19 protein-coding genes are annotated in these 19880 nt (G+C 68.1%); 10 read left to right on the forward strand and 9 right to left on the reverse strand.

Features of this window, described 5'->3' with window-relative positions; all coding sequences use genetic code 11:
- Positions 1 to 359: 359 nt before the first annotated feature.
- A complete protein-coding gene (locus CV103_RS05975; RefSeq protein ID WP_107394305.1) occupies positions 360 to 1142 on the reverse strand; it encodes an SDR family oxidoreductase in 783 nt (260 codons plus the stop codon).
- Positions 1139 to 1465: a nuclear transport factor 2 family protein gene (locus CV103_RS05980; RefSeq protein ID WP_070932535.1), complete on the reverse strand. Its 327-nt coding sequence runs from the start codon at positions 1463 to 1465 to the stop codon at positions 1139 to 1141. The genes CV103_RS05975 and CV103_RS05980 overlap by 4 nt, the downstream gene beginning before the upstream one ends.
- Positions 1466 to 1598: 133 nt before the next feature.
- On the opposite strand from CV103_RS05980, the gene CV103_RS05985 reads away from it, so the two are divergent.
- The gene (locus CV103_RS05985; protein ID WP_015459376.1) at positions 1599 to 1928 is read left to right on the forward strand and encodes a winged helix-turn-helix transcriptional regulator; all 330 of its coding nucleotides are present in this window, start codon (positions 1599 to 1601) and stop codon (positions 1926 to 1928) included.
- A gap of 85 nt (positions 1929 to 2013) precedes the next feature.
- Here CV103_RS05985 and CV103_RS05990 read toward each other — a convergent pair whose 3' ends face one another.
- Together CV103_RS05990 and CV103_RS05995 are read right to left on the reverse strand one after the other, a co-directional pair.
- Positions 2014 to 2808, reverse strand: a complete 795-nt coding sequence (locus CV103_RS05990; protein WP_107394307.1) for an alpha/beta fold hydrolase — start codon at positions 2806 to 2808, stop codon at positions 2014 to 2016.
- 50 nt (positions 2809 to 2858) lie between these two features.
- The gene (locus CV103_RS05995) at positions 2859 to 3701 is read right to left on the reverse strand and encodes an SDR family oxidoreductase (protein WP_107394308.1); all 843 of its coding nucleotides are present in this window, start codon (positions 3699 to 3701) and stop codon (positions 2859 to 2861) included.
- 96 nt (positions 3702 to 3797) lie between these two features.
- On the opposite strand from CV103_RS05995, the gene CV103_RS06000 reads away from it, so the two are divergent.
- Positions 3798 to 4736: an AraC family transcriptional regulator gene (locus CV103_RS06000; protein ID WP_107394367.1), complete on the forward strand. Its 939-nt coding sequence runs from the start codon at positions 3798 to 3800 to the stop codon at positions 4734 to 4736.
- Here the strand turns inward: CV103_RS06000 and CV103_RS06005 are convergent.
- On the reverse strand, positions 4733 to 5626 hold the full coding sequence (locus tag CV103_RS06005; RefSeq protein ID WP_015459372.1) for an NAD-dependent epimerase/dehydratase family protein: 894 nt from the start codon (positions 5624 to 5626) through the stop codon (positions 4733 to 4735). The genes CV103_RS06000 and CV103_RS06005 overlap by 4 nt on opposite strands.
- 113 nt (positions 5627 to 5739) lie before the next feature.
- On the opposite strand from CV103_RS06005, the gene CV103_RS06010 reads away from it, so the two are divergent.
- From CV103_RS06010 to CV103_RS06030, 5 genes are all read left to right on the forward strand, one after another.
- Positions 5740 to 6648 carry a LysR family transcriptional regulator gene (locus CV103_RS06010; RefSeq protein WP_107394309.1) on the forward strand — a complete coding sequence of 303 codons (909 nt, stop codon included), beginning with the start codon at positions 5740 to 5742 and terminating at the stop codon, positions 6646 to 6648.
- 160 nt (positions 6649 to 6808) lie between these two features.
- On the forward strand, positions 6809 to 9058 hold the full coding sequence (locus tag CV103_RS06015) for a TonB-dependent siderophore receptor (protein ID WP_015459370.1): 2250 nt from the start codon (positions 6809 to 6811) through the stop codon (positions 9056 to 9058).
- Positions 9059 to 9065: 7 nt separating this feature from the next.
- Positions 9066 to 9356 (forward strand): iron transporter, encoded by a 291-nt coding sequence (locus CV103_RS06020; RefSeq protein WP_107394310.1) that lies wholly within the window; start codon positions 9066 to 9068, stop codon positions 9354 to 9356.
- A 13-nt stretch (positions 9357 to 9369) separates the two neighbouring features.
- Positions 9370 to 10881: a PepSY-associated TM helix domain-containing protein gene (locus CV103_RS06025; RefSeq protein ID WP_107394311.1), complete on the forward strand. Its 1512-nt coding sequence runs from the start codon at positions 9370 to 9372 to the stop codon at positions 10879 to 10881.
- Between the two features lie 13 nt (positions 10882 to 10894).
- On the forward strand, positions 10895 to 11218 hold the full coding sequence (locus CV103_RS06030; protein ID WP_107394312.1) for a DUF3325 domain-containing protein: 324 nt from the start codon (positions 10895 to 10897) through the stop codon (positions 11216 to 11218).
- Positions 11219 to 11242: 24 nt separating this feature from the next.
- Here CV103_RS06030 and CV103_RS06035 read toward each other — a convergent pair whose 3' ends face one another.
- The 4 genes from CV103_RS06035 to CV103_RS06050 form a co-directional block, all read right to left on the reverse strand.
- Positions 11243 to 12496, reverse strand: coding sequence for a threonine synthase (locus CV103_RS06035; RefSeq protein ID WP_211314357.1), 1254 nt, complete (start codon positions 12494 to 12496; stop codon positions 11243 to 11245).
- Positions 12497 to 12602: 106 nt separating this feature from the next.
- Complete coding sequence (locus tag CV103_RS06040) at positions 12603 to 13937, reverse strand: dicarboxylate/amino acid:cation symporter (RefSeq protein ID WP_015459365.1); 1335 nt, start codon at positions 13935 to 13937, stop codon at positions 12603 to 12605.
- A gap of 10 nt (positions 13938 to 13947) precedes the next feature.
- Complete coding sequence (gene epsC, locus CV103_RS06045) at positions 13948 to 14871, reverse strand: serine O-acetyltransferase EpsC (protein WP_051128840.1); 924 nt, start codon at positions 14869 to 14871, stop codon at positions 13948 to 13950.
- A 67-nt stretch (positions 14872 to 14938) separates the two neighbouring features.
- Positions 14939 to 15817, reverse strand: a complete 879-nt coding sequence (locus CV103_RS06050; protein ID WP_107394313.1) for a PEPxxWA-CTERM sorting domain-containing protein — start codon at positions 15815 to 15817, stop codon at positions 14939 to 14941.
- A 334-nt stretch (positions 15818 to 16151) separates the two neighbouring features.
- Here CV103_RS06050 and uvrA point away from each other — a divergent pair, with 334 nt between their 5' ends.
- From uvrA to CV103_RS06065, 3 genes are all read left to right on the forward strand, one after another.
- The gene (gene uvrA, locus CV103_RS06055; protein ID WP_015459362.1) at positions 16152 to 19073 is read left to right on the forward strand and encodes an excinuclease ABC subunit UvrA; all 2922 of its coding nucleotides are present in this window, start codon (positions 16152 to 16154) and stop codon (positions 19071 to 19073) included.
- 84 nt (positions 19074 to 19157) lie between these two features.
- The gene (locus tag CV103_RS06060) at positions 19158 to 19559 is read left to right on the forward strand and encodes a hypothetical protein (protein ID WP_245896671.1); all 402 of its coding nucleotides are present in this window, start codon (positions 19158 to 19160) and stop codon (positions 19557 to 19559) included.
- A complete protein-coding gene (locus tag CV103_RS06065; RefSeq protein ID WP_245896672.1) occupies positions 19556 to 19768 on the forward strand; it encodes a hypothetical protein in 213 nt (70 codons plus the stop codon). Before CV103_RS06060 ends, CV103_RS06065 begins: the two co-directional genes overlap by 4 nt.
- The last annotated feature ends 112 nt before the right edge of the window (positions 19769 to 19880 follow it).

Genomic DNA, 19880 nt, shown 5'->3' on the forward strand with positions numbered 1-19880 from the left:
TGACCGCCGCGCCGATGTCTTCCTCGGCAGCATCCACCTCGCCGCCGCCATCACATGGTGGTTATGAGTCCCGGCCCTAGTGTTCAAAACGCGGGTCGACGTGCAGTTTCTCAAGCAGACGCGCAATGCGTTAGCCCACATCATCTGCGACATTTTCGATAGCGTCACGTCAGTCGGTTATTCATTCCCTGGGTCTTATAACCCCGGCGAGCAGATTTGGCCGCATCTTTCCAAAATAAAGCCCTAGATCGATCGCGCACTACCAAAATGCCCCTCAGGGATTATCGACCAGTTCTCACCTTCATCATCCAGGGCGCACCACGATCCTGAAAGCACGGCGGTTCATGAGAGGGCCCGCTTCAAGCCGTGGGCACGGTGCCGCCATCGATGACATATTCCGCGCCGGTGATCGCGCCCGCTTTCGGCGATGCCAGAAACGCGATCAGGTCCGCCACTTCCCTGGGCCTAGCCGGGCGACCGAGCGGGATGCCGCCAAGCGCGTTCATGATGATGCGCTTGCCGCCTTCATAATCGGTTCCGGCGTCAGCCGCGAGGCGCTCGGCCAGCGCCACGGCGGCGTCCGTCTCCACCCAGCCGGGAGAAACCTGGACGACGCGGATGCCCTTGGGCGCCACCTCCTTCGACAGGCTCTTGCTGTAGGTCGCAAGCGCCGCCTTGGCGGCGGCATAAGCGGTGGTCGATTCCGGCAGGGGAAGCACGTGCTGGATCGACGTGACGTGGATGACGACGCCAGACCCTTGCGCGATCATGGCGGGCAGCAGCGCCCGGTCGATGCGGACCGCGGGCATGAGGTTGAGATCGAGTTCCCTTGCCCACTCCGCGTCGCTGAGCGCCGCAAAGCCGCCCGGCGGCGCGCTCGACCCGCCCAGCGTGTTGACGACGATGTCGATCCCGCCAAGCGCGTCGAGCGTGGCCCGCGCGGCGACAGCACAGCCTTCCGCGCTCGTCAGGTCCGCCGCCGCATAATGGACGCCCGCCGAGGATGGGCCGGGCACGGTTCGCGCGGTCGCGACCACGCGCGCCCCGGCCTCCTGCAACGCCTCCACCACCGACGCCCCGATCCCCTTGGTGCCCCCGGTGACAAGCGCCCGCGCGCCGGCCAACTGAAGGTCGAAGCTCATGGGATGATCTCCAGCGAGGCGATCTTGTCGCCCTGCAAGCGGAAGAAGAATCGCAGGTCGACGGGGCTGCCGGGAAAATCGCCGGCGAGATGGCAGGTGACGACCGTCCTGCCGTCGCTCTCGTCCATGGCGACGGGTTCGCTCGTATAGGCGTATCTGGCCGATGCGTCCGCCTTCCAGGCGGCGATGGCCGGTCGGCCGCCATGCGTCCGGCCCTCGTCCTGCACGACGGCGTCCTCGGTGAAGCAGCGCGCAACCGCTTCGCCGTCCGCTCGATCGGCGGCAAAATAGGCGGCAATGGGTTGAGGTAGATTAATCGGCATAGCGCTTCCTCGGCAGTGCATGGCGCGGTCGAACGCCATGCTGATTGATCGAGCGCGAGAGTGAGGTTACGCCTTGTGAATGGCAAGAACAGACGAAAAAGTAGGGAACTTACCTGAAGGTAAGAATAGCCATTTGACGCCGGTTTCGGCAGCAAGCGGGGTGGAGGAGGTGCTGCGGATACTGGAGGGGCGCTGGAAGCTGGTGATCCTGTTCCATCTGTTCGGCGGCAGGATATTGCGCTTCTCCGATCTTGAACGGGCGATTCCCGCCATCTCGCAGAAGATGCTGATCCAGCAGCTTCGCCAGATGGAAAAGGACGGCGTCGTGCGCCGGATCGTCCACCATCAGGTGCCGCCCAAGGTCGAATATTGCCTCACGGACTGGGGGCAGGCGCTTTGCCCCGCCCTCGATGCCCTGCTGACCTGGGCCGGTCAGCGTCCGCCAGCGGCGGAACGGGAATGAAGACGCCCATCTGAATCCCGTCGAACGACGATCAACCCGTCCTCATCCTCGTCATCCCGGCGCGCGCCGGATACCGCGCGACGGATCAGCCACGTCCGCCGGCCGCCTCCAGGATCAGGCCCGCGATTTCGGCGGGGTGGGACAGGAGCGATACATGGCTCGATCGCAGCTCGATCGTCCTGGCCCCCATGCGGCCGGCCATGAAGCGCTGGAGATCGGGGTCGATCGTGCGATCCTCGGTGGAAACCGCATAATAGCTCGGCTTGCCGCGCCAGGCGGCATTGGCGGTGCGCCCGGCGAGCAATTCCCTGCGGAAGGGCTGCTGAACGGCGAGGAGGACCTTCGCCTTCGCCGCGGGCAGGTCTCCCGCGAAGTCGCGCAGGAAGGCTTCGTCGCCCAGCCGCCCCTCGTCGCCGTCGTAGATGATGCCCGCGCTGGCCGGCGCCGCCGGGAATTTCGCGGCCAGCGCCCCATAATCCTCGCCGGCATCGGGCGCCCGCGCCGCGACATAGACCAGCGCGGAGACGTTGGGATGCACGCCCGCCTCGGTGACGATCATCCCCGCGAAGCTGTGGCCGGCGAGCACGGTCGGCCCCGTCTGCCTGTCCAGCACGCGGCGGGCGGCGGCGACGGCTTCGGGCAATGTGGTGAGCGGGTTCTGGACGGAAACGACATTGAGCCCCCGCGCCTGCAGCAGCGGGATCACTTCCGACCAGGACGATCCGTCGGCGAACAGGCCGTGCACCAGCACGACGTTGCGGGCCTTCGCGCCGCCGGCCGTCTCGGCCGCCGCGCGCGCCTCGGTCATGGCGCCGGCCATGGCCGCGCTTCCCACGGCGAGGGCTGCCGCCCCCACGAATGTGCGCCGGTCGATGGTCATGCGGCCATGCCCTCCAGCTCGGTCGACTCCGGCCCGGCGATGCCGCCCCGTCAGCCCGCCGCCGCCGGCGCGCCCGCGGGATCGAACATCTCGCGCATCCGCATGCTATACCGGTCCTCGCCCGCCGACCAGCGCAGGCCGGCGAGCATCCGGGTATCGGCCCCGGCGGGAAAGCGGAGCCGGCGATGCTCCGCCGTCGCGGCGGCGAAGATCGCCTCGGCCACCTCCGCCTCGGTGCAGTAAGGCGTGGGATAATCGGCCATCTTCGCGAAGCATGCCTGGGCGAAGGCGGCATAGTCCGGGGGGATCAGCCCCGCCATGCGCGGTCCGCCATTGGCGGTGAAGCGGGTGGTCGGCGCATAGCCCGGCTCCACCAGCCGCGCCTCGATGCCGAAGGGGTGCAGCTCATAGGCCAGCGATTCGGTGAACCCCTCCACGGCGCATTTGCTGCCGGCATAGACGGCCACCAGCGGCATCGGCCCGATCGCCGCGCTCGACGTCACGTTGACGATCACGCCATGCCCCTGCCGCCGCATCGCGGGGATGATGGCGCGGCACATGGCGAAGACGCCGAAGCTGTTGGTCTCGAAGATTTCCCGGATTACGGCGTCCGGCGTCGCCTCGACGGCGGAAGCCAAGCCGATCCCGGCATTGTTCACCAGCACGTCGATCGATCCGGCCCAGTCCAGGCCGGCCGCGATGGCGCCCGCGATGCTGTCCGCGTCGGTCACGTCCAGCGGCAGCACCTTCAGCCGATCGCCGGCATCCGCGAAGGTGGCGGGATCGGGGCGGCGCATGGTGGCGATCACCTTCCACCCGCGCGCCAGGAAATGATCGGCGGCGGCCTTGCCATAGCCGGATGAGGTGCCGGTGATGAAAACGGTCCTGCTCATATCGCCTCCCTGGGCTTCGCTGTCGCGGCCGGGGTTAGACGGGCGGGCGGGGACGATCTATAATCCATGATCCGATATTATTTACGGATCGTCCCGATGGACCCGTTGAGCACCGTCATCGCCCTGCTGCGGCCCCATGCCGCTTTGTCCAAGCCGATCACCGCGCGCGGCGACTGGGGCGTGCGCTACGCCGCTTATGGCATGCCCGGCTTCGCGATGGTGGTCGAAGGCGGCGGCTGGCTGACATTGGCGGCGGGCGATCCGGTGCGGCTGGAGGCGGGGGATTTCGTGCTGCTGCCCGTGACGCCGGCCTTCGACATGGCGAGCCGGCCGGGCATGGCCTGCGTGCCGGTGGAGCCGTCCGGGCAGGCGCTGCGCCACGGCGATCCCGATGGCGCGCCCGATTTCCGCATGCTGGGCGGCAGCTTCCGGGTCGATCCCGCCAATGCGGCGCTGGTATCCGCGCTCCTGCCCGGCATGATCCATGTCCGCTCCGCCCTGCACGACACGACCGGCCTCTCCCGCGTGCTCGGCCTGATCCTGGAGGAGACCGCCGGCGATCGTCCCGGCGCGGGGATGATCCTGGAACGGCTGCTGGAGGTGATGCTGATCGCGGCGCTCCGCCACCACGGCATCGACGGCGGAAGCCGGGCCACCGGCCTGCTCGGCGGCATGCGCGATCCCGGCGTGGCGAAGGCGCTGCAGGCGCTCCACGCCAATGTCGGCGATCGCTGGACGGTGGCCCGCCTGGCCGCCATCGCCTGCATGTCGCGCTCGGCATTCGCCGCGCGCTTCACGCAGACGGTGGGATGCGCGCCGATCGAATATCTGGCGCGCTGGCGGATGGCGCTGGCGAAGGATGCGCTCAGCCGGGGCGGGATCTCGCTCGATCGGCTGGCGGAGGAGATCGGCTATGAATCGGCCAGCGCCTTCAGCACCGCGTTCCGCCGCCACGCCGGCTGCCCGCCGGGCGGCTTCGCGCGTTCCCGCCGTTCCGCGCGGGGCCGCCCGGCCGCCGCGCGCATTCCCTCCTAGCGCGGCATATCGTTCAGGATATAGCCGGTGACGGAGGTGTGGACCGGCGCCCAGCCCAGCTCCGCCCGCGCCTTGTCCGCGCGGACGCGGCTGTTGGAACCGAGGCCGAACACCGCCAGCTCGCGGCCCCAGCGGGCGATCGCCGCCTCGGGCGCCCAGTCCTGCGACGGGCCGATGCCCAGCGCCGCGCCGATCGCGTCGGTGATCTCCCTGAACGAGGCCTCGCCATTCTCGACGAAGTAGAAGCTGCCGGCCGGCGCCTTCTCCAGCGCCAGCACATAAAGATCGGCCATGTCGGCGATATGCACGTTGGACCAGCGATTTAGCCCGCGACCGACATGGCGCGCCACGCCGCTTTCCCTGGCCTCGGCCACCAGCGGCGGGATCTGCACGCTCTGCGCCCGCGGGCCCAGATGGTTGCCGTAGATCAGGCTGTTGCACAGCACGATCGAATGGACGCCCGGCGCCGCATCCTCGATCAGCCGGTTGATCGCGATCCGCGCCACCTTGTCGGGCGCGGGCGTCACCGGCGTCTCCTCGGTGAAGATCGCGTCCGAAGGTTCGCCCACCGCCTCGTCGCCCACCAGGCTGGTGCCGCTGGTGTGGATGAAGCGCTTGCCCGATCCGGCCAGCCCCGCCAGCAGCGCCTCCACCGCGCCGCGATGGTCGCTGCTGGCGGCGTTGATCACCGCATCGGCGGCGCGCGCCTCGGCCGTCAGCAGGGCGCCGTCGTCCAGCGTGCCGATCACCGGCTCGATGCCGTGGGCGCGGAGCTCGTCGGCGCGGGCGGCGTTGCGGATCAGCCCGCGCACATTATGGCCGAGGCCCGCCAGCCGGGCCGCCACCGATCCGCCGATATAACCGCTCGCGCCGGTCACGAAGATGTTCATGGAAATGCCTCCTTCGAAATCCCCCGTGAAATGGGCCTGTGATCGCATCTTGAAAATCGGCCGGGCCGGCACATGATCTGGGAAGCGGATTCACAGATGGAAGGTCGATACGGGTGGATAATCGGGCCGGCGAGATGCTCGTCTTCGTGCGGGTGGCGGAAACCGGCAGCTTTTCCGAGGCCGCCCGGCAATTGCGGATGACGCCGTCCACCGTCAGCAAGCTCGTCGGCCGTATCGAGCAGCGGCTGGGCGTGCGCCTCGTCGAACGCTCGACGCGCAGGCTGGCGCTCACCGATGAAGGCCGCACCTATCATGAACGCAGCCTCGCGCTGCTCGCCGATCTGGATGATCTGGAACAGGGGCTGGCGCAAGGGTCGCCCCGCATCAGCGGCACGGTTCGCGTCAATGCCTCGGTGGCGCTGGGCGTGCATGTCCTCGAACCCCTGCTGCCTGCCTTCTGGCAGGCCCATCCGGACGTGCAGGTCGATCTGTCGCTGTCCGACGACGTCGTCGATCTTTATCTGGAACGGACGGACGTGGCCTTCCGGATCGGCGCGCTCGCCTCGTCCAGCCTGGTCGCGGTGCGCATCGGCGCCACGCGTCGGCACATCGTCGCGGCCCCCGATTATCTGGCGCGGCACGGCACGCCGCGGGGCATGGAGGATCTGGAAGGGCATAATTGCCTGGGCTTCAACTTCCGCCGCTCGGCCCCGGTCTGGCCGTTCCGCCAGGCGGGCCGGGTCGTCGATCGCGTGGTCCGGGGCGGGCTGCTCGCCAATAATGGCGAAACCGTGCGGCGCATGGCGATCGCCGGGGTCGGCCTCGCCCGGCTCGGCCATTTCCATGTGGCGGCGGATATCGCGGCCGGCCGGCTGGTGACGGTGCTCGACGATGCCGGCGGCGGCGATGTGGAGGAAATCAACGCGCTGCACCTCGGCACCCAGCGCATTCCGGGGCGGATCAGGGCCTTCCTCGATTTCGTGGTGCCGCGCATGCGGGCCGCGATCGGCAACGGCGGATAGCCCGCGCCGCATCCGGCGCGCGGGGAGCGCGGGGAGCGCGGGACATGGAGCCCGCGCCTGCCCGATCCGTGCCCCCGCCGGACGGCATTGACGCTTCCCCCTCCCCGCCATATGAGCGCCTCTATTGCGAGTCGTTATCGATATCATTAAAGGGGGTTGCATGGGTTCGGCCAAGGGACGCTCCGGCGCATTTCCGTTCGGCGGCTCCGCCACGGCACTGGCGCTCGTCATCGGCCTCGCCACGGCGCCGGCCCGCGCGGAGGACGCCGCCAGCGCGCCCGTCGATCCCGCCGACATCATCGTCACCGGCGCCCAGTATCAATCGCCGATCGGCACCAAGACGGATACGCCGCTGATCGATACGCCGCAGGCGATCACGGTGGTTTCGGCCGAACGCTTCCTCGAAATGGGCGCGCTCAACCTGCAGGATACGCTGCGCTACACCGCCGGCGTCCGCACCGAAGCCTATGGCCTCGATACGCGCGGCGACTATGGCTTCGTGCGCGGCACCGAACCGGGCGTCTATCAGGATGGCATGCGCCGCTCCTTCGGCTATCGCCAGGGTTCGCGGCAGGAAATCTTCACGCTCTCCAGCGTGGAGGTGCTGCGCGGCCCCTCCTCCATGCTCTACGGCCAGGCGCCGATCGGCGGCCTCGTCAACACCACGTCGAAGCGCCCGCAATTCGATTTCGGCGGCGAGGGCTTCGTCTCCTACGGCACCTTCGATCGTAAGGAAGCCGGCATCGACGTCACCGGCCCGCTCTTGGGCGATCAGCTCGCCGCCCGGCTCGTCGCCGTCTGGCGCGACGCCGATTCCCAGACCGATCATGCCAGGGAAAAGCGCTGGACGATCAACCCCTCGCTCACCTGGCGGATGGGATCGGATACGGAGCTTACCCTGATCGGCCTGGTGCAGGACGACAATAATGGCTGGACCGGCCAGTTCCTGCCCTATGTCTCCACGCTGTTCGGCAAGGATCATCCGCTCGGCCCGCTGCCGTGGAGCCGCAACCTCGGCGAACCGTCGGTCGACAAGGTCGATTACAACACCGAATGGGTGTCGGCGCAGTTCAGCCACAGGTTCAGCGAAGCCCTGCAATTCCGGCAGAACGCCCGCTACGAATGGTTCAAGTCCAGCCAGATCCTGCATTATGCCGATATCTACGGCGGCAGCCCGGCGGCGCCCTATCTCGATCCGGCCGATCCCTATCTGAACGCCGTGTTCCCGGAATATGCCGCGCTCGGCCCCAACCGCGTGCTCAACCGCTACGCCTTCGGGGAGGTCTTCCATTCGAGGACGCTGACCACCGACAGCCAGCTCCAGGCCGATTTCGCCACCGGCCCCCTCACCCACAAGCTGCTCGTCGGCTTCGATTACGCGCATTACAAGACGCGCGAGCGCGATGCCTTCGCCATGTCGAACAACGGCTTCGACGAGGATGGCAATCCCATCCCGCCCGGCACCACGCCGATCGACGCCTATAACCCGGTCTATGGCAATGTCATGCCGCTGACCTTCTACGATGTTCCGGATACCAAGCAGGAACAGACCGGCTTCTACGTGCAGGATCAGATCAAGGCGTTCGACAAGGCCACCCTGCTCGTCGGCCTGCGCTACGATCGCGCGACCAACGATACCGAGGGCGCCGAACGCTTCGTCGATCATGCATGGACGACGCGCATCGCCTTCCTCTACGAAATCGCGCCCGGCGTGGTGCCCTATGTCAGCTATACGGAATCGTTCCAGCCGATCGCCGGCGCCGATTTCTACGGCCAGCCTTATGATCCCACGCGCGGCCGGCAATATGAGATCGGCGTGAAGTGGCAGCCCGATCCCGCCACCTTCGTCACCGTCACCGCCTATGACATGAAGGATAGCGGCCGGCTGGTGAACGATCCGTCCAATCCCAACAACCAGATCCAGGCCGGCAAGGTGCGGACCAAGGGCTTCGAGGTCGAAGCCTCGCGCAGCATCGCGAACGATCTCGATATCATCGCCTCCTACAGCTACACCCGCGCCAGGGACAGCAATCTCAGCGATCAGATCGATGCCGGCGTCGGCCTTTCGACCAATCAGCTCGAAAGCATTCCGAAGCATCTCGCCTCGATCTGGGCGATGAAGCATGTCGCCGTCACCGACGAGGCGAAGCTGCGCATCGGCGCGGGCCTGCGCTATGTCAGCGACAGCTATTCACCCACCTATGACGTGAATTTCGTGCCTTATACGCTCGTCACGCCCGATTATCTGGCCGCCGATGCGATGATCGGGCTGGATTATGGCGCGTGGCGCCTGTCGCTCAACGCCACCAACCTCACCGACAAGAAATATTACACCACCTGCCTCGGCCGGGGCGATTGCTTCCTCGGCCTGCGGCGGACGGTGAACTTCAGCGTCGGCTACCGGTTCTGATCGGGCGATGAAGCCGCGGCTCACCCTCCGCTACCGCCTCGGCGTCGCATCGCGGACGGTGGCGGCGGCCGTCGGCGGCTATGCGCTCGCCGCCGCCGTCGCGATGGCGTTCGCCCGCGCGCTGCCGATGGCGCGGGCCGAAGCCTCGACCGTCGCCACCATCGTCGCGCTGCTGGTGATGCCGGCCGCGGCGATCTGGGCCTTCGCCGTCGGCAGCGCCGCGCGCGCCTGGGCCGGCATCGTCGCGGTCGCGGGGCTCGCCGCCGCGATCGCCTGGGCGCTCGGCCCCCATCCATGAAGCGGGCGCATCCATGAAAACCGGTTTCCGCCAATCCATGGCATGGCTCCACGGCTGGGCCGGGCTCGTGCTCGGCTGGCTGCTCTTCGCCATGGCGCTCACCGGCACCGCCACCGTCTTCCGCTCCGAAATCGGCGATTGGATGCGGCCGGAGGTCACGGCCGCGCCCGATCAGGTGAAGGCCACCGCCGCCGCTATCCGCTATCTGGAAAAGGCGGCGCCCAACGCGCCGGCCTGGTATCTCACCGCCCCGGACGATCGCCAGTCCACCATCGAGGCGAGCTATGCCGACGGCGACGATTATCGCTTCGCGGCACTCGATCCCAATAGCGGCCGGCCGGACGGCATCCGCGAGACGCTGGGCGGCGAATTCTTCTACCGCTTCCATTTCGAACTGCAGCTTCCCTATCCGTGGGGCCGCATCCTCGCATCCGCCGCCGGCATGCTGATGCTGGTGGCGCTGATATCGGGCATCATCACCCACCGCCGCATCTTCGCCGATTTCTTCACGCTGCGGACGGGCAAGGGCAAGCGGTCCTGGCTGGATGCGCATAACGTGCTGGGCGTGCTCGCCATGCCCTTCCACCTGATGATCACCTTCACCGGCGTCCTCACCCTCGTCACCCTCACCATGCCCTGGGGCCTCGTCGCCAATTACGGCAAGGATACGACGACGATGTTCGCGGAAGTCGCGCCCGGCTATTTCGAGCGCGAACGCAGCGGCCGCCCCGCCCCGCTCGGCGATGTCGAGGCGATCCTCGCCGATGCCCGCCGCCGCTTCGATGGCGGGCGGATCGGCAATGTCGCGGTGGAAAATCCCGGCGATGCGGCGGCCGTGATCCAGGTGCTGCGCGACGATGCCGATCAGCTCGGCTATTCGGCCGGCAAGCTCGCTTATGACGGCGTCACCGGCCGGCTGCTCGCCGCTTATGCGGAGGATCGCCCCGCGAAGAAGACGTTCGACGTGCTCTACGGCCTCCACATGGGCCGCTTCGCCCCCTGGGTCAGCCGCTGGCTCTATTTCCTCTGCGGGCTGGCGCTGTCCGCCACCATCGCCAGCGGGCTGGTGCTGTGGACGGTCAGCCGCCCGGAAGGCCGGGGCTTCGGCCACCATCTCGTCGCCCGCCTCACCGTCGGCACCGTCGCCGGCCTGCCGATCGCCATGGCCGCCTTCTTCTGGGCGAACCGGCTGGCGCCCGTGGGCCTCGCCGATCGTCCCGGCATCGAGGTCCGGGCCTTCTTCCTCTGCTGGGCGGCGGCGATGCTGTTCGGCCTCGCCCGCGCCCCCCGGCGCGGCTGGGCGGAGCTGACGGCGATGATGGGCCTCGGCTGGCTGCTGCTGCCGCTGGTCTCCGCGCTCACCACCGCGCGCGGGCTTCCCGCCAGCCTGATCCATGGCGACTGGCTGTTCGCGGGCTTCGATCTCGTCGCGCTCGCCATCGGCTGCGGCGCGCTGATGACCGCGCTCCACCTCCACCGGCGCCAGCCCGCCGCCCCGCGCCGCCGCCGGCCGGCGCTGGCATGACGCGGGGGCTTTCATGACGATGGCCTCCGCCCTGCTGCTGCTCGCGGCCTATGCCGCGCTCAGCCTCGCCATGCGCCGCCATGCCGCGCAGGCCGTGCCCGACGGCCGGCTCGTCCGCCACGAAGCCCCGCTCCGCATCGCCGGCTGGACCTTCCTCGCCGCCTCGCTCGCGCTCCGCCTCGCCGCGCCAGGCTGGCGGGCGGGCGTGGTCGAATGGGTCGGCCTCAACGCCGCCGCCGCCGCGATCGTCGTGCTGGCCCTGCTCTATCGCCCGCGCTGGCTGCCGGCGATGGGGCTTGCCGCCCTCCCGCTGGCCCTGCTGGCGCTGATCGTCTGATCTGGCGCCATCGGGCGCGCGCCCTCACAACAGATCGAAATCGATCGGCCTGGTCCGGTCCAGCGCATTGTCCGCCGCCGGCATCGGATATTTCAGGCCGGTGGCGCAGTTGAACAGCACCGCGCTGTCCTCCGCCCCGATCAGCCCTTCCGCCAGCGCCCGGCGATAGGCGGCCAGGGTCGCGCCGCCTTCGGGGCAGAGCAGCAGGCCATCCTTGCGGGCGGCATCGTCCACGGCGCGGGCGATCTCCGCGTCGCTCACCGCCAGCGCCTTGCCGCCGCTCTCGCGCACCGCGGCCAGGATCAGGAAGTCGCCCACCGCGCGCGGCACGCGGATGCCGGCGGCGATGGTGTGGGCATTCTCCCAGCGTTCGGCATGGTTCACGCCGTCGTCGAACGCCTTCACGATCGGCGCGCAGCCGTCGGCCTGCACCGCGAACATCTTCGGCCGTTCGGGCCCGATCCAGCCCAGCGCCTCCAGCTCGGCAAAGGCCTTCCACATGCCGATCAGGCCGGTGCCGCCGCCGGTGGGGTAGAAGATCGCCCTGGGCAGCCGCCAGCCGAGCTGCGCCGCCAGCTCCAGCCCCATCGTCTTCTTGCCCTCGATGCGATAGGGCTCCTTCAGGGTGGAGAAATCGAACCAGCGCCCCTGCTTGGCCCCTTCGGCGACGATCGCGCCGCAATCGTCGATCAGGCCGTTCACCCGCCACACCCGCGCGCCCTGCATCGCGATCTCGCGCACATTGATCTCGGGCGTGTCCTCCGGGCAGAACACGATCGTCTCGATGCCGCAGCGGGTGGCATAGGCGGCCAGCGCGGCGCCGGCATTGCCGTTGGTGGGCATGGCGATCCGCGTCACGCCCAGCGCCCTGGCCATGGCGACGGCCATCACCAGCCCGCGCGCCTTGAAGGAACCGGTGGGCAGCCGCCCCTCGTCCTTCACGATCACATTGGCGGCGCCGGCTTCGGGGATCGGCACCAGCGGCGTCTCGATCTCGCCCAGGCTGACGATGTCGGCGGTGTTCCGCACCGGCAGCAGCTCGCGCCAGCGCCACAGGTCGGTCGGCCGCGCCGCGATCGCCTCGCGCGTCACCGCCTTGCCCGCCGCCTCCAGATCGTATCGCACCAGCAGCGGCCGGCCGGCGGCGGAAAGCCCGTGCAGCCGGTCCGCCTCATAACGCTCGCCGGTCAGCGAACATTCCAGATGGGTCACGAAGGTCGGCCGATCGGCCGTCAGGTTGGCGGAAACCATCCGGCTCGCGGTCAGATCGGCGGTCATGGGAATCTCCGGCGGAAACAAGGCGATGGAACGGGCTCAATGGGCCTTTGCGGTGGTTTTGGAAAGTGGGCGCGGGCGATGCGCCGATCACGCTTCCCGAAAGGGCCTATGCCGGCCCTTCGACGGAGGCGAGCGGATCGTCCTCCTGCGGCGCGCCCTCCAGCATCCCTTCGCGGCGGGATACGATCAGCGGCACCAGCGCCTGCCCGGCCACGTTCACGGCGGTGCGGCCCATGTCCAGGATCGGGTCGATCGCCAGCAGCAGGCCGATCCCTTCCAGCGGCAGGCCGAGGGTGGAAAGGGTGAGCGTCAGCATCACCACGGCGCCGGTCATGCCCGCGGTCGCCGCCGATCCGATCACCGAAACGAAGGCGATCAGCAGATAATCGGACGGCCCCAGGGCGATGCCGTAGAATTGGGCGATGAACAGGCTGGCCACCGCCGGATAGATGGCGGCGCACCCGTCCATCTTGGTGGTGGCGCCCAGCGGCACGGCGAAGGCGGCGTAAGGGCGCGGCACGCCCAGCCGCTCGGTCACCGCCTCCGTCACCGGCAGGGTGCCGATCGAGGATCGCGATACGAAGCCCAGCTGGATCGCCGGCCAGGCGGTGCGGAAGAAGTGCGCCGGGCTCAGCCCGTTCAGCGCCAGCAGCGCGGGATAGACGCCCAGCAGCACGATCGCGAGGCCCAGATAGATCGCCCCGGCGAAGGCGCCGAGCTGGGCCAGCGTCGTCCAGCCATATTGGGCGACGGCGGTGCCCAGCAGGCCGATGGTGCCGATTGGCGTCAGCCGGATCACCCAGCTCAATATCCGCCGGGTGATCGCCAGCAGCGAACGGATGAAGGCCAGGAAGGGCGCCGCCGCCTCGCCGGATCGCAGGGCGGCGATGCCGATCACGATCGATATCACCACGATCTGCAGCGTGTTGATGGAAAGGCTGGTGCTGGCGCCGCCATTCTCCAGCTTGGTGGCCACCGTCAGCCCCAATATGTTGGCGGGCACCAGCCCTTTCAGGAAATCCAGCCAGCTCGCGCTCGATGCCGCATGGGCGGCGGCCGTCACCCCTTCGGCATGGGCGTGCGCGCCGGGCTGCAATATCGTCCCCAGCGCCAGGCCGATGGAAACCGCGATCAGCGCGGTCAGCGCGAACCACAGCAAGGTCTGGCCGGCCAGCCGCGCGGCATTCTTCATCTCGCCGAAATTGGCGATGCTGGCGACGATCGCGGTGAAGATCAGCGGCGGCACCAGCACCTTCAGCAGCTGGACGAAGATGCTGCCGATCGTCGCCAGCGTCTGCGCCAGCGCATTGGGCACGCCGTCGGGCGATCCGATCGCGCGCGCGATCAGGCCCAGCAGGACGCCGATCGCCATCGAAGCCAGCACCTGGGTGCCGAAGCTGGGGCGGAAACGGGCGCGGGTGGGTTGGGGCATGAAACTCATCAGATTCCGATTATTCGACGATGGCAAGCTCGGGCGCGGCGGGCAGCACCTCGGCGCCGGGCGGCACGTCGCGGGTCAGCCACACATGGCCGCCGATCACCGCGCCGCGGCCGATGGTCACGCGGCCCAATATGGTGGCGCCGGCATGGATCACCACCTCGTCCTCCACGATGGGATGGCGCGGCTCGCCGCGCGCGGCGCCGGTCGCGTCGATCGACAGGCCGATCGCGCCCAGCGTCACCCCCTGATACAGGCGCACGCCTTCGCCGATCACCGCCGTCTCGCCGATCACCACGCCGGTGCCGTGGTCGATGAAGAAGCGCGCGCCGATCCGCGCGCCGGGATGGATGTCGATGCCGGTGCGCGAATGGGCGATCTCGGTGATGATCCGCGCCACCAGCGGCGCGCCCAGTTCGTGCAGGCGGTGCGCCAGCCGGTAATGGATCACGGCGGTGATGCTGGGATAGCAGATCAGCACCTCGTCCACGCTGCGCGCGGCGGGATCGCCCTGCCAGGCGGCCTGCACGTCGCTGTCCAGCAGCGCGCGCAATCCGGGCAGCGCGGTGGCGAAGCCGCGCAGGATCGCCTGCACCCGCGCCTCGATCGCGTCGTCCGCCGCATCCCGCTGGTGATAGCGCAGCTCCAGCCGCACCTGCGCCGCCAGCTGCAGCAGCGTCGTCTCCAGCGTCGCCTCGATGAAGGCGTCCTCGTTCGCCGGGTTCAGCTCCGGCGGCCCCAGCCGCAGCGGGAACAGCAGCGCGCTCAGCGGCGCCAGGATGCGGCTGATCGCCTGCCGCTGGGGAAAGCCGTGGCCGCCATGCTCGGCATGCCGCTCATGCGCCGCCCGCCAGCGCAGCCGCTGCGCGCGCAGGCCGGCGATGATGGGGCCAAGCTCCCGGCTGGGATCGAAGGGTTCGATGGCGGTCTGGGTCATCGGCGGCGGCTCCTCATGGATCGCCACCCCTGTCCGCTCCCGATGGCCGGGATCAAGACAACAATTTCTATTGATACGATAGAAAAACTGTCCGGCGCATCCGCATTCCGACCAGCCCGAAGCCGAGGATCATCATCGCCCAGGTTGCCGGCTCCGGTATCGCCGCGGGCAGGCCGTAACTGCCATCGGCGCGCCGCACGATCCGTCCGCTTTCCGAAGTCAGCACCGCACCGGGATCGATGCTGATCCCCAGCAGCCGGGCGCTGTGGAACGCATCCACGCTCTCGCCCTGGGCTAGGTCGCCAACGAAGAAATAGCCCGCCAGCCAGAAATCTTCATCCGATCCGATCGTGAAATCCAGCGTGTAGGTGGCGCTGGCCGAAAAGGGATCGCAGCCATCCTCCCCATCGTCACCGTCGCACAAGGATGCCACGCTCAACAGGCCGCCCGGCACGGCGGTGGCCTGCCCCCGCAGCACCGCGCTGCCCAGGCTGGTGGTGAAGCTTATCGGCCCGTCTTCCTCGCCTTGCCCGATATCGAGGAAGCGCCCTGGCGCGGCCAGGAAATAGGCATTGCCGAAGGTGCTGCTCGGATTGGCCGCGTCGCAGCAGGGGCCGACATAGCTTCCCTCGAAGGAAAAGCTGATGCTCAGCGTCACCGGGCCGCCGTCGGCCGCCCGCACCGAAAGATTGTCCGCCCAGAAGGACAATGCCGAAATCACGCTGCCGCTGTCGGCAAAGGGAAGGCCGGTGGAATTGGCGACCTGAAGCCGGTTTATCCCGATCTCGCTGGCGGCCCGGCCGGCAAGGAACACGCCCCCTTCGCCCGCCGCGTCGATCGCCACGGCTTCGGCGCCGGCGGTGGATGTGCTCGCCAGCCCATTGCCCTCCAGCGTGCCGTCCAGCCACGCCAGGGTCGTGCTTGCCCGCGTCGCGGGCGCCGTCATTCCCGCCACCATTGCCACCGCCAGAAGGAAAGCCGCCCCTTTTATCCGCGAACCGCCGCGCGCGCGCAGGCAAGGTGATGATCGGCGATGGCCGGGCATGGCAGGCTCCCTGTCGAACGCCCCCATTGCATTATGCCTGTCCACGTCCGCCCGGCCCAGCACTCCTAAGCCTTACTCCGTGGGGAAGGGCCGCCGCCATTTCGGGGAAGGCGCCCCGCCGCGGCCGCTTCCGTCCCGCATCGGCTTGCCTCTTGCCCCGCCGCGCACCATCTCGGGGCCGAACATGGCCGATAGCGGCTTGCCGCGCGCGAACAAATATGGAACATTCGCCCTCATGCTGACTCACATTTCCGTCCGTGGCGCGCGCGAGCACAATCTCAAGGGCGTGGATGTCGATATCCCGCGCGAAACGCTCACGGTCATCACCGGCCTGTCGGGGTCGGGCAAGTCCAGCCTCGCCTTCGACACCATCTATGCCGAAGGCCAGCGCCGCTACGTGGAATCGCTCTCGGCCTATGCGCGCCAGTTCCTGGAGCTGATGCAGAAGCCCGACGTCGATCATATCGAGGGCCTCTCCCCCGCCATCTCGATCGAGCAGAAGACGACCTCGCGCAACCCGCGCTCGACGGTCGCGACCGTGACCGAGATCTACGATTATATGCGCCTGCTCTGGGCGCGGGTCGGCGTGCCTTATTCGCCCGCCACCGGCCTGCCGATCAGCGCGCAGACGGTCAGCCAGATGGTCGATCGCGTGCTGCAATTGCCGGAAGGCACGCGCTTCTACCTGCTCGCGCCCGTCGTGCGCGGCCGCAAGGGCGAATATCGCAAGGAACTGGCCGAATGGCAGAAGCAGGGCTTCACCCGCGTCCGCATCGACGGCGAATTCTACGAGATCGAGGACGCCCCCGCGCTCGACAAGAAATACAAGCATGACATCGAGGTGGTGGTCGATCGCCTCGTCGTGCGCGAAGGCATGGAAACCCGCCTCGCCCAGAGCTTCGAGACCGCGCTGAAGCTTGCCGAGGGGCTGGCCTATGTCGATCTCGCCGACGGCGTCGTGCCGGGGCGCGAGGCGGAGGATGCCGGCGGCCAGATGAAGGGCGCGGGCGTGCCGGCCAACCGCATCACCTTCTCCGAGAAATTCGCCTGCCCCGTCTCCGGCTTCACCATTGCCGAGATCGAGCCGCGCCTCTTCTCCTTCAACGCCCCCCAGGGCGCCTGCCCCGCCTGCGACGGCCTGGGCGAGAAGCTCTATTTCGATCCCCAATTGGTCGTGCCGAACGAGAATCTCTCGCTCAAGCAGGGCGCGGTCGTCCCCTGGGCCAAGTCCAACCCGCCCTCGCCTTATTACATGCAGGTGCTGGCCAGCCTCGCCGCCCATTTCGGCTTCAGGCTCGATACGCCGTGGAACCAGCTCACCGATGAGCAGCGCGAGGCGATCCTCAACGGCACCGGCCGCACGCCGATCGTCCTCACCTTCATCGACGGGAAGAAGAGCTACCAGGTCACCAAGCCGTTCGAAGGCGTGATCGGCAATCTCAACCGCCGCATGCTCGCCACCGAAAGCGCGTGGATGCGCGAGGAGCTGGCCAAATACCAGTCCGCGGCCCCTTGCGAGGTGTGCCACGGCGCCCGCCTCAAGCCCGAGGCGCTGGCGGTGAAGATCGCGGGCGAGGATATCTCCCAGTCCACCCGCCGCGCCGTCGGCCCCGCGCTGGCCTTCTTCCGCGATATGCCCAACCATCTGAACGCCCAGCAGAATGCGATCGCCGAACGCATCCTGAAGGAAATCGTCGAGCGGCTGGGCTTCCTCGACAATGTCGGCCTCGATTATCTCAACCTCGATCGCACGTCGGGCACCTTGTCCGGCGGCGAAAGCCAGCGCATCCGCCTGGCGTCGCAGATCGGCTCGGGCCTGTCGGGCGTGCTCTACGTGCTCGATGAACCCTCGATCGGCCTCCACCAGCGCGACAATGATCGCCTGCTCGTAACCCTCCGCCGCCTGCGCGATCTCGGCAACACGGTGATCGTGGTCGAGCATGATGAGGACGCGATCCGCACCGCCGATCATGTCATCGACATGGGGCCGGGCGCGGGCGTCCATGGCGGGGCGATCGTGGCGCAGGGCTCGCTCGCCGATATCCTCGCCACCGAAGGCTCGCTCACCGGCGACTATCTCTCCGGCCGCCGCGCGGTGGACGTGCCGAAGAAGCGCCGCAAGGGCAATGGCAGGAAGCTGACGGTCAGGGGCGCGCGGGCGAACAACCTGAAGGACGTCACCGCCTCCATCCCGCTCGGCACCTTCACCTGCATCACCGGCGTCTCGGGATCGGGCAAGTCCACCTTCACCATCGACACGCTCTATGCCACCGCCGCGCGGGTGCTGAACGGCGCCCGCATGCTCGCCGGCCATCATGAGAAGATCGAGGGGCTGCAGCATCTCGACAAGGTGATCGATATCGATCAGTCGCCGATCGGCCGCACCCCGCGTTCCAACCCCGCCACCTATACCGGCGCCTTCACCAACATCCGCGACTGGTTCGCCGGCCTGCCGGAGGCGCAGGCGCGCGGCTACAAGCCCGGCCGCTTCAGCTTCAACGTCAAGGGCGGCCGGTGCGAGGCGTGCCAGGGCGATGGCGTGCTGAAGATCGAGATGCACTTCCTGCCCGACGTCTACGTCACCTGCGACGTATGCCACGGCAAGCGCTACAATCGCGAGACGCTGGAAGTCACCTTCAAGGGCAAGTCGATCGCCGACGTGCTGGACATGACGGTCGAGGACGCGGTGGAATTCTTCAAGGCCGTGCCGCCGATCCGCGACAAGATGGCGATGCTGGCCGAGGTCGGCCTCGGTTACGTCAAGGTCGGCCAGCAGGCGACCACCTTGTCCGGCGGCGAGGCGCAGCGCGTCAAGCTCGCCAAGGAACTCAGCCGCCGCGCCACCGGCAACACCCTCTACATCCTCGACGAACCCACCACGGGCCTGCATTTCGAGGACGTCCGCAAGCTCCTGGAGGTGCTCCACGCGCTGGTGGAGCAGGGCAACAGCGTGGTCGTGATCGAACATAATCTGGAGGTCATCAAGACCGCCGACTGGATCATCGACCTCGGCCCCGAAGGCGGCGACAAGGGCGGCGAGATCGTCGCCGCCGGCACGCCCGAACAGGTCGCGAAGGAACCCCGCAGCTACACCGGCCGCTACCTCGCCCCCCTGCTCGGCCTGCAACCGGCCGGAGAACAGGTCGCGGCGGAGTGAGCCCCTATCGCCCGGAGTGAGGCCGCTTTGCGCGCTTTCGCGCGGGCGAGCGAAGCGCTCCGGGCATCGGGAGGGGAGCCGCCCGTGCTGGTCGGCGGTGCCGCCGTCGAGCTTTATTCCAGCAGTGCCGTCAACACCGGCGATTTCGATATCGTCACTCCGCGTCAGCAATGGTTCGAGGAGATTCTGCAGCGCCAGGGCTTCGTGAAGCCGGCCGGACCGGGCATGGCGACGCGGGGCTGGATACATCCCGATCTGAAGCTCGGTTTCGAGATCGTTTCATCCTCCCTTCTGGATGGGTCTTGCCGATCGGGAGCGCATTCTCTTCCTCGATTTCGGAACCGAAGGGCGCGCGGCCATAATCTCGGTAGAGGATATCATTGCCGATCGCATGGGCCAGTTCGCCAGTGGCGCCGCACCGGAATTGTGGAAACAGGCACGCTCCCTTCTCATCCTTCACAGCGATCTGGATCGCGCTTATCTTGATCGCCGTATTCGAGAGGAGACAGGCGGTGACTACGGCATCGCGGACATCGAAGGATAAGGCCGTCGCCTTCGACGATTTCGCACGCGACATCGCCCGTCGCCGCGCCGAAACCGGCCAGCCCGATCTCCCACACAACAGCGGCAAACGTCGCACGGCCAGCAAGAAGGCGTTGCTCGAGGCCGTCGAGCAGGCAGGCGGACGCTGGTAAGCACGCACCGGCCGGCAAGGCCGCCGCAGCGAGATAAGCTGCCCCCATCTTCTCCGGGGAGAAAATAAGCAAGGCCGCCAGCGCGCGCCCTCTGGTGCCCATCATCCGAGGG

The sequence above is a fragment of the Edaphosphingomonas fennica genome (assembly GCF_003034225.1).
Classification (GTDB): Bacteria; Pseudomonadota; Alphaproteobacteria; order Sphingomonadales; family Sphingomonadaceae; genus Sphingomonas_E; species Sphingomonas_E fennica.

Excerpts from the sequence above, each read along its gene's own strand:
- CV103_RS06040 (WP_015459365.1), bottom strand. The coding sequence starts at position 13,937 with ATGAGTTTCATGCCCCAACCCACCCGCGCCCGTTTCCGCCCCAGCTTC.
- uvrA (WP_015459362.1), top strand. The coding sequence starts at position 16,152 with ATGCTGACTCACATTTCCGTCCGTGGCGCGCGCGAGCACAATCTCAAG.
- epsC (WP_051128840.1), bottom strand. The coding sequence starts at position 14,871 with ATGACCCAGACCGCCATCGAACCCTTCGATCCCAGCCGGGAGCTTGGC.
- CV103_RS05975 (WP_107394305.1), bottom strand. The coding sequence starts at position 1,142 with ATGAGCTTCGACCTTCAGTTGGCCGGCGCGCGGGCGCTTGTCACCGGG.
- CV103_RS05980 (WP_070932535.1), bottom strand. The coding sequence starts at position 1,465 with ATGCCGATTAATCTACCTCAACCCATTGCCGCCTATTTTGCCGCCGAT.
- CV103_RS06005 (WP_015459372.1), bottom strand. The coding sequence starts at position 5,626 with ATGAACATCTTCGTGACCGGCGCGAGCGGTTATATCGGCGGATCGGTG.
- CV103_RS06050 (WP_107394313.1), bottom strand. The coding sequence starts at position 15,817 with ATGACGGCGCCCGCGACGCGGGCAAGCACGACCCTGGCGTGGCTGGAC.
- CV103_RS05990 (WP_107394307.1), bottom strand. The coding sequence starts at position 2,808 with ATGACCATCGACCGGCGCACATTCGTGGGGGCGGCAGCCCTCGCCGTG.
- CV103_RS06015 (WP_015459370.1), top strand. The coding sequence starts at position 6,809 with ATGGGTTCGGCCAAGGGACGCTCCGGCGCATTTCCGTTCGGCGGCTCC.
- CV103_RS06000 (WP_107394367.1), top strand. The coding sequence starts at position 3,798 with ATGGACCCGTTGAGCACCGTCATCGCCCTGCTGCGGCCCCATGCCGCT.
- CV103_RS06025 (WP_107394311.1), top strand. The coding sequence starts at position 9,370 with ATGAAAACCGGTTTCCGCCAATCCATGGCATGGCTCCACGGCTGGGCC.
- CV103_RS06020 (WP_107394310.1), top strand. The coding sequence starts at position 9,066 with ATGAAGCCGCGGCTCACCCTCCGCTACCGCCTCGGCGTCGCATCGCGG.
- CV103_RS06030 (WP_107394312.1), top strand. The coding sequence starts at position 10,895 with ATGACGATGGCCTCCGCCCTGCTGCTGCTCGCGGCCTATGCCGCGCTC.
- CV103_RS05995 (WP_107394308.1), bottom strand. The coding sequence starts at position 3,701 with ATGAGCAGGACCGTTTTCATCACCGGCACCTCATCCGGCTATGGCAAG.
- CV103_RS06035 (WP_211314357.1), bottom strand. The coding sequence starts at position 12,496 with ATGACCGCCGATCTGACCGCGAGCCGGATGGTTTCCGCCAACCTGACG.